Source organism: Verrucomicrobium sp. BvORR034, from assembly GCF_000739635.1.
Classification (GTDB): domain Bacteria; phylum Verrucomicrobiota; class Verrucomicrobiia; order Verrucomicrobiales; family Verrucomicrobiaceae; genus Verrucomicrobium.
The window spans coordinates 65812-74327 of sequence record NZ_BATQ01000093.1 but is presented as its reverse complement, the minus strand read 5'-3'; the positions used below and the strand labels follow the sequence as shown (position 1 = coordinate 74327).

The window sequence follows — 8516 nt, the reverse complement described above, 5'->3', positions numbered from 1 at the left end:
ACATAGAGCGCCCGGTTGCGCACGTCCTCTTTGAGATGGTCGTACACCGCCCCACAGAGACTGCCAAAGCCCTTGCGCATATCGCAGGGTTCGAGGGCCACGAAGATCTTGAGCCCGCCGGTGAAGCTCAACATGGGCGGGCGAGGTTGCGCAGGAGTTCACCGGCCAGCGGTACCTGGTTGGCGTGATGAAGGTGCAGGGTGATGCCCGCAGCCAGTTCAATGATCAGGGGCAGGGGCGGCTCCGCAACAGGAGGGGCCATCACCTCCACAAAGCGAGGCGGTCGCTGGGCTGAAACTGCTCTGCCCGAGCGGCGGTTTTGCTTGTGCACCCAGCTCATGAAGGTTTGATAGTTCACGCCAGCCAGGGTGGCGAAGCGCGCCCCGCTCAGGCCGCTGCGGGAGAACTCCGCGAGCAGTTCCTCTCGTCGCGCTGCCGGAGTGCGCACCCGCCCCAGCCCGTCCTGCTTCAAAACCAATGACGTCGTACTCATAGACGTCATAACTTTTCAAACCTCGACATCTATGATGCCAGCGACTTCATAAGGCACTCGGAGTCACGCTTACGGATGGTGGAGGGACCGTGTGTTGACGCGTTCGGATGGTAAGAGGGCATGCCCATAAAGCCTCTGCTCACGAGACGCTTGTTTGGGTGTTTATTTTTGCGCAATGGCAGCTATTGGCACGGCCTGCTATAGGCTGTCACTTTTTGCTCCTTGGCCAGCAAATCCACATTAGAGAAAAGACCACATGGAAAATTATGATTGGAAGCCTCAAATAATTGGCAATTAACAGTTCCAAAGCGGGAAACTCATTTTTAAAAAGATTTAGTGAAATAAAAATAACAATGTCATCGAGGCGGAATATTAGTAAAAATAAAATACCGACAGAAATGCCCAACCTATAAGTACTCCTCATGTTAGATAGATTTCATGTGCCATCACTTAAATGCAATCTCTTCACTTGTTGGGGTGTCTTCATTACATAGGCACAGCCACAAAGCACTCGATTTTCGCCATTTTGTAGCAGCCTCAATTGTTTTGTATCTTCTTGGGTTCAATTGGAACGCCCGCTTATCAGCTTCGATAAGCTTTCTCACCTGCTTTGAAATGTCCGAAATATTGTCGTACCGTACAGCCCCAGCATCCACCAGGAATTTACGCCAGTCTGCCGCGACATCATGAACACCTTGGTTGGCCAAAACTCGTTCACCGAGTTGCCTGCCCAACTCATTGCTTTGAAGATCCTCAGGGCCCCAAGCGCTATCATACCCAAAGAGACCTTCTTCCTGGAGTTCCTCCATCCTATCAGCAGCTCTCTTCGTCCACCCCTTGCCCATTTCATGGGTGAGAAAAGCATTATTGAAATAATGCCCATGATCAATCCATCCATACTTACACGTGAATACAAACCGATTGTTACTCATGACGCCCATCTTACGAGCAGAAAGCAGCCTAATCGAATTCCAGCGCCGATTGGTCAGCGGCGGAAGCTTTCCCCGGCCCGCAATGAGAGCTGCAGCTGCGCGGTCGGCTTCGATCTGAAGATTGTCAATCATCTGAGCGGAATGGTCGGCAGAAATAGTTTCACCATGCCCTGGCAAACCCGGATACAACCCGAGCAGGTCCCAACTGTTGACTGGGGAATTCTTCACCATCCCATATAGATTCATCTCACCCCGCTCCTCAATCGGATCCCGATTGATCCACCTCCCCCTCACCGCGTCATAATACCGGTAGCCATAGTAGCACAACCCCGTTTCCACATCCGTGTACTTCGTGCTGAACCGGAACGGGTTTAGATCCTCCTCGGGCTCACTTACCCGCAAGGGCTTGCCGAAGGGGTCGTATTCATACACCGCCTTAAGACTACCCTCCACCAGTCCGATGACGTTGCCATTGAGGTCACTCGTTGCCCAGCTCGTCCGCAACGGCTTGCTGCCACGTTCGTGTCGATTGATCAGAAGCAATCCACCTACGCCTCCGGCACCTTGCAAACCGCCACTGAGGTCTTCCCCCCAGACATAGGTCCGCCGCCAGTAGGGCTCTGCTGCGCCACCGTCAAAGTCCGGCGGGGCGTCTTCCGCCGTGGCCAGGAATTCCGCTTCGCCCACCACGTTCCAGCCATCGTACAAAAATCTTGTGTCCGAACGCAAGACCCAAGGATCACTCGACGTTGTGCGCCCCTCCACCTTCTTCTGCACTCGGCGGCTCAGACCATCGTAGAAAAATGTCAGTTTCAGCCCCGGCACGCCCGCCGTCTCGGCCACAGCCTGCGTGATCATACCCACCAGACGGTTCTCCCCGTCCCAAGCGTAGGTCCAGCGGCCATCCCCAGTCAGATTGCCGTCTAGGTCATAGCTCAGCGTTTCTAGCACCGGGGGCAAATACTGATGTTGCTGGAAACTGGTACTGCCACTGCCTCTGGAGACACTGAAGTTGACCGCCTCCCAAGCCGGCCCGGTCCCGGCGGGCTGCAGCTTCTGCCAGTAGAAGTTTCCAGCACGGGTTGGTGATGCTCCATTTATGGTTACGTTCGTATGGATCGCGGGATTTGTCGAATTCGCCGCAAACCCGGTAACAAAAGCAGCACGCGCATTCTCCACCGACTCATACTGGTTAAGCGCATTGGTGTCATAGGTGATCACCTCCGACCCAACGGGATCAGATACCTGTCCCACTCCACCAAACCGCGACGACACCCGATTCCCGATATCATCATAGGCATAGTGACTGTCCCATCCCCCCATCAGAGATTCAGTCGACCCCGTGGGTGTCAGATACACATGCTTCTGCGCATCCACCACTTGCCCGCGGTTGTCCACGTCATACTGCCAGAAGCTCCGTGACGAACCTTCTTTGTGATCAATCCTAAGTCCACTTCGAACTCGACTCTGCAAAGGTGACGTCGCTGCGAAGTTGGCATTGACAGCGTGAATCGCACTGATTCGACCCAGAATGGGATCCGTGACGTACTGGGAGTCAAATGCTGCCAATCCGGCTTGGGTGGTGGTTCTGGTCAGCACCTGCACATGCCTGCCGGAGACCAAGCTGCGACTATAGGAGACCTCATGCTTCCCGCTAATGACCTTGTGCAACAGGCCTTGCGTATTGTATTGATACTGCACTCCTTGCAGAGGCAAGGCCCGGCCCCCGTCAATTTGAATGACTCCATGGTGCCCCGCAGGCCGCCCCACACTATCTTGCAGAGCATTGAACGTCAGCCCAGCCATGAGCGATGAACTACCTGCCACGGAACTGACAATCTCTCTCGTTGGAGAACCATCAAGAGAAGAGCCATCGAACGAATGTAGCCCGGCGGCGTCAACACGTGTTTTGACAGATCCATGCCGATAGTACCCGTATGACACATCAGGCGTAGCGTCGGAGTAGTCTTGCAGGATCAACCTCCCTGCTCCATCATACTGATAGCTAGTCGTCACTCCGCGAGCCCAAGTGCGGTTCGCGAGACGGCCTGCGCCATCGTAGCCGTAGCCGACCGTCTGATTGGCCGCATCTTTCTTGCCGACCAAATGACCACTGGATTCATCGTATATCCAAGTGGTGAGCGAAGTCTGCCCGCTTGGGGCCTGCTCCAGCTCCAGAAGCTCCACATCGACGCCAAATAAAGTTCGAAACGTCCGCATAGTTGTCATCTCGCCGTATTCGTTGAACTCGTGTTTGACGGGATAGACTGCCTCACCCCATTGCATGATCCGCCTACCATGATCGTCATAGGCATAGAACGTGGAAGCCCTCGTGCCCGGCTTCAATTGGCTTACTGGAGCAGTGACCTTACTGAGTTCACCAGCTCCATCTCCGGAGGCTGGCCAATATTCGTAGTCCACATCCCATGAGACTGTCCCAACGACTCGCGCCTCACTATCCACCCTACCCTGCAGATCATATTCATAGGTCACACTTCCAGCAGGACCATTTGTATTCTTCAGTCTCTCAAATGAATCATAGCTCGAAACCGTCACCGCCAAGTCAGAAACATTCTTGGTCAGAATTCTCATTCCGTTGACGTCCGTGTACTCGCCAACCGCTGTCACCCCTGGCATTGAAGTCGTAGTCACACGCTTGCGCAGGCTGCGAGAGACAGAGGTGGAGACCACCGATTTGCGCCCGGCGTCGATCGATTCCGTCACTTCATCAAGACCCCCGCCAAGCCGGCGACGCGTATCAATCACTCGAGCGCCACCCATTCCCAAGTAAATCTTTCGTCGCTGCACATGCCACCAGAACCCACCGGATTGCTCGTAGAACGCTGTTGTCTCCTCTAACGGATCTTCGGAATTGACGCCTAGCACGCCATCCAGATCGAGATCAATCCCCCGGCGAAACAATCGCCCAGCACCGTCATACTCGTAGAGAACAGGAGCAAGCCCACCAGATCGCTCCATTCGAACCAGTTGTCCTTTGTCATTGTAGATGTTGGCAGTGGTTTCTAAGGATTGCCCACCCTGCGCGGGCTTTTCCAGACGAACAAGTCTCCCACCGCCGTCCAATATCGTTCGCGCCCAGCGTTGCGAATTAGCCGAACCAGTATTAACCGTCTCCACTAAATTCCCATTCAGCGGCTCATAGCGATGAAACTCATTGACGACGCCGGTGCCGGTAACACTGTACAGTTGACCATCTCTAAAGTAGGTGCTGATCGAGGTGCCTCCGTCCGGCCTCGTTTCAGTGACCACTCGCCCTCCTTCCACTCGCGTGGAGTAAGCATAGGTTGTGCGACGACCAACTGAGTCGGTCAATGCAACCAATTCGCCAGTGTGATCATACTCCTGATCGTTGTCCAAAAGGGTTACTCCATTTGCCTTGCGCTCCTGGCGCAAAATATAGCCCTTCGGACGCTCCGTTTCACCGCTGGGAATCTCTCTGGGATGGTAGCTCGTCACGATCTGCAGATCTGTGCCGTTGTGCAACGGAACCGCATTGTGCGTGATCGCCAGGCCCTGACGCGTCACTGTAGCGGTCTCCGTGAGGGGCTCTAACGCAATAATACGCACGATGCCATTTTCATCAACTTCAGTACTCGTCCCATCTGTCGCAGTCGTTGACACCCGCGCAATCACCCCGTCTTTTGATTCGGTGACGGTCCTTTCACCACTACTGGAGGAGTAGGCATAGGTCGTCACCTCCGCAGGAGAGTATTGCCCCGGCGCAGTCGCAACCAGAGTCTCTTGGCGGGCAACCCCCTCCACACCAGAGATCGTCTTCGACTGCACACTCTTCAACGCCTCTCCAAAAGGCTGGCTAGAAGTGCCGGTTGTCCTGGTGCTCGTACGCACAGGTGACGCACCTTCCACCAGGGTGCTGGAATAGGTCGTGCGCTCACCCGAGCCTGCAAGGCTATAGACCGTGCCCCCCCGCCGCACCGTTCCACCACTGACAGTTCTTTCATAGGCCGACCGATTGTCAGACACACGTTGACCATCGGCACGGATCACTTCTGTCCGCTCTTCGACAACAGAGGTACCCGTCGCGGGGTCAATGAGTGTGCGCTCAGAAGTCAATCTCCGACTCAACACCATGCCCTTCACTTTTGACACGACGATGCTAGTGTATGGATAGCTCAGATTGAGTTGGCGCTCCTCAACTCGACACTCTTTCGCAGGAATGGCTGCAACAACTGCATGCGTCAACGGGCCATTCCCACCAGCATCCAACCAGGGGCGATAGACTGCCTGGAGTTTCCCTGTTGTCTCGTCGTAGATATTACGGCTCCATGAACCGTCCGACTCAATCGTCGTATGGAGCTTGCCAGCGAGCTTTGGAGGTTCCGCATAGTAAGAATACGATGTCACCTTGGCTTGGGCACCATCTCCCACCGTTGTCTCAACCAACTCTTCTCCCCACGCAAATTCATGATAGGTGTTCTCTGTTCTCGACACTACATAGAACGTAGTACCGCCATTGATACGACGCTGCTCCTCGATCACCTCGGTGCGCACACCACTGACCACAGGACTACGAACAGTACGTACCGCAACCGCTCCCCGCTCTTCCACCCACTCCCCAGCATCGCCACTCGAATCTGGCGCTGAATACAGCGTAAAGATCTGGGGCTCAGTACCGACCTCCTGCGTTTGCGTCTTAATACCGGGAATCGTCGTCGAGTTCAAGGAGATGGAAGCCTTCTCGACCGTCACCTGAGATATTCGATTTGCTGAAACGGGAGCCACCGGATCCCCATTCGTCGGAAAAGAGGTTTCTGAAGAGTGATAGGCTGTTAGCACAAACCCCTTGTCCAAATCGTTGCTATCAACGGGAACAATGTCGATCAGAACAGCTCCACTTAAGATCTGGCGTCGGCCGTTGGCGAAGGTCATTTCTACGACTCCGCCACCAGCCGTCGCTCGTTCAAGCAAAATGGAGCCTTCAGCTATGGAGGTGGCCTCCACCCCAATCCTCCATCTCAGTCTTCCCAAAGGCTTCCCGGCAGAATCTCTGCCTAAGCTGACTTGCTGCTCGACGGAAGTCGGAGGATCCTCGGGACCTTGCGGAGACTGAGGCGACGGAGGCCCGGGTTTGCCCGGGTCATTCTTCGGAGCTGAATCCTCCACCACTTTTATCTTGCCTTGCTTGATCGGCTCATCGACAACCACCCCGTAGTAGAGGTAACAGTCAACCGGGCAGTGGGATCCGTCCCACCCGGGGCACAATACCCCAGGGAAGCCCAAGTAGTCGCAAGCAGCACGTTCCGAGGCACTCACGGAAGCGCCAACCGAAATCCCACAACTCGACGCCGCGAATGAGAGCAGGGGCACATTTATGGGAGGAGTCGTTTCCCCCAACGTGTAGTTAATCTCCCATGCTATCTCATTCCCGGCATCTGCCGATAACTTCAACTCGTCGATAGACAAACCAACATTGGGATCCGTCAACGTCCAAGTTTCCCCGCCGAACGAAACGCTTCCAACCCCACTTGCCTGCAATGAGAAGGTAATTGAACCACACTCCGAGCAAGAACTTTGTGCGCGCGTCGTGCGCGCCGCCAACAACGTCAATGCCAGTGCCAGTGAAGACAAGAGGCTCCTGGTGCAACCAATCAGAATCCGGCTCATTTTGAGATATGCGATAGGGGTTTGAAATTCAAAAAAACGCTCTCTGTTAGGGCTGGCGCTGCAAGCTGTTTTTGGGATACAAATGGGCCTTAACCGTCGAAGCGACCTCGAGTTTGATGGGAGGAGGCGTTGTTGCCGGAGACGGTGTCGAAGCCGTATCGTCAGCTTTACCTTGCTGACCGCCACAGCACCCCTCCCCGCCTTTGGAACCCACGGTCAAAGACATCGTGATCTTCCCGCGAGTATTCTGATGATCCCATGTGGCCTTTCCCTGCTCAGTCCGGCGCAGACTGCCGAAAAAGATGTCGGTCAAAAGCAATGAACCACTGACCGGATCCCGAGACAAAGCCGATGGCCCCTTCGCTACGGGTGTTGCTTTGGCATCAGCAACCTGAGTTGCACGCTTCTCATTCCAAAGGGGAGTGACGGCCTTAACCTCAAAGTTGGATTCGTCCAACTCCACCTCCTCCGCCAAGAACTCCTGCTTTACGCCGTCAAACCTCAAGACCGTGATCAGAGGACCTTTTCCTGCTGGCGACTTCTGAACCCACTCCGCAGAAAGAACCGCTCCCTTGGCCTGTCCCGTGTTTACGCCGCCCATGCCATTCCAGCGCAACAAGATGTCCCCACCTTTGTCCCGACGAGCCCCTTGTGAAGTTCCGGACTCGGCGGCGGTGGTAGAATGATCCAATACCCAAAGCTCTCCAAGCCCTCCCACCACCATTAAGACCAAGTCATGCTCCGTATGGTGATCTATCTCGGTGGGCATGAGCCAAACTGGGCTCTTGGGAGACGGACGCATACCAACGTCCACCCGTCCTGCCTTTGGCTGAGGATAGGAGTAGTCTGGGAGATTCGGATGCCGTGCCTGATACACATGTTGTGTCACTGACCACTTCCAGACGGGAATGCCCGTCTTCTTCCCATTCCGCTGAAACTCCATCAGTCCCGGCACAAAGAGGCCAGTGTCCGAGGTGTCCTCACTCCTTCGCCCCAACGCCTCGCACTCTTCCCGAGTCTTGTGCTCCAACACGGCCGTCAGCACATTCCCATTGGGCAACACCAAGGCGTCCCCATAGGCCATGTGATCACTCACTGCATCCAGAAAGTCCCACTCCACCTTGTCATCCCAACCCAGGATCTGGAGACGACCTCCCATCAAGCCATACTTGTCGAACGGAGGCGGAAGCGGCATGCGACCAAGTCGGAGCAGGCTCCCATCCTTCTGCATGCGCACGCCACCGGCCCCTTGGGCAGTCGAGGTCCATACGTGAACTTCTTTGCCAGAACTGTCCAGCAGGACAGTCTCATAGGCGTGCTTGGGTGACACCAGGGTCAAAGCCCCCTGCTGGGCAGATGCCTTGACCTGGGACGCTGCAGGCGCAGCCTTTCCCAGAGCCGGTGGATCGGCTGCCTGGGTCGACAGTGCCGCCATCAAAACCATA

The 8516-nt window shown here is 55.2% G+C and carries 3 protein-coding genes; all 3 read right to left on the bottom strand.

Going from position 1 to position 8516, the window contains the following annotated elements; all coding sequences use genetic code 11:
- Positions 1–127: 127 nt before the first annotated feature.
- Positions 128–493, bottom strand: a complete 366-nt coding sequence (locus tag BV034_RS16080) for a hypothetical protein (RefSeq protein WP_265593068.1) — start codon at positions 491–493, stop codon at positions 128–130.
- A gap of 446 nt (positions 494–939) precedes the next feature.
- Entirely contained in the window at positions 940–6336 is a 5397-nt protein-coding gene (locus BV034_RS16070) for an RHS repeat-associated core domain-containing protein (protein ID WP_265593067.1), read from the bottom strand.
- A gap of 781 nt (positions 6337–7117) precedes the next feature.
- Entirely contained in the window at positions 7118–8506 is a 1389-nt protein-coding gene (locus BV034_RS16065; RefSeq protein WP_265593066.1) for a hypothetical protein, read from the bottom strand.
- Positions 8507–8516: the final 10 nt, after the last annotated feature.

Bases quoted from the DNA above. Each gene is read 5' to 3' on its own strand.
- BV034_RS16065 (WP_265593066.1), bottom strand. From the start codon at position 8,506: ATGGCGGCACTGTCGACCCAGGCAGCCGATCCACCGGCTCTGGGAAAG.
- BV034_RS16070 (WP_265593067.1), bottom strand. From the start codon at position 6,336: ATGACCTTCGCCAACGGCCGACGCCAGATCTTAAGTGGAGCTGTTCTG.
- BV034_RS16080 (WP_265593068.1), bottom strand. From the start codon at position 493: ATGAGTACGACGTCATTGGTTTTGAAGCAGGACGGGCTGGGGCGGGTG.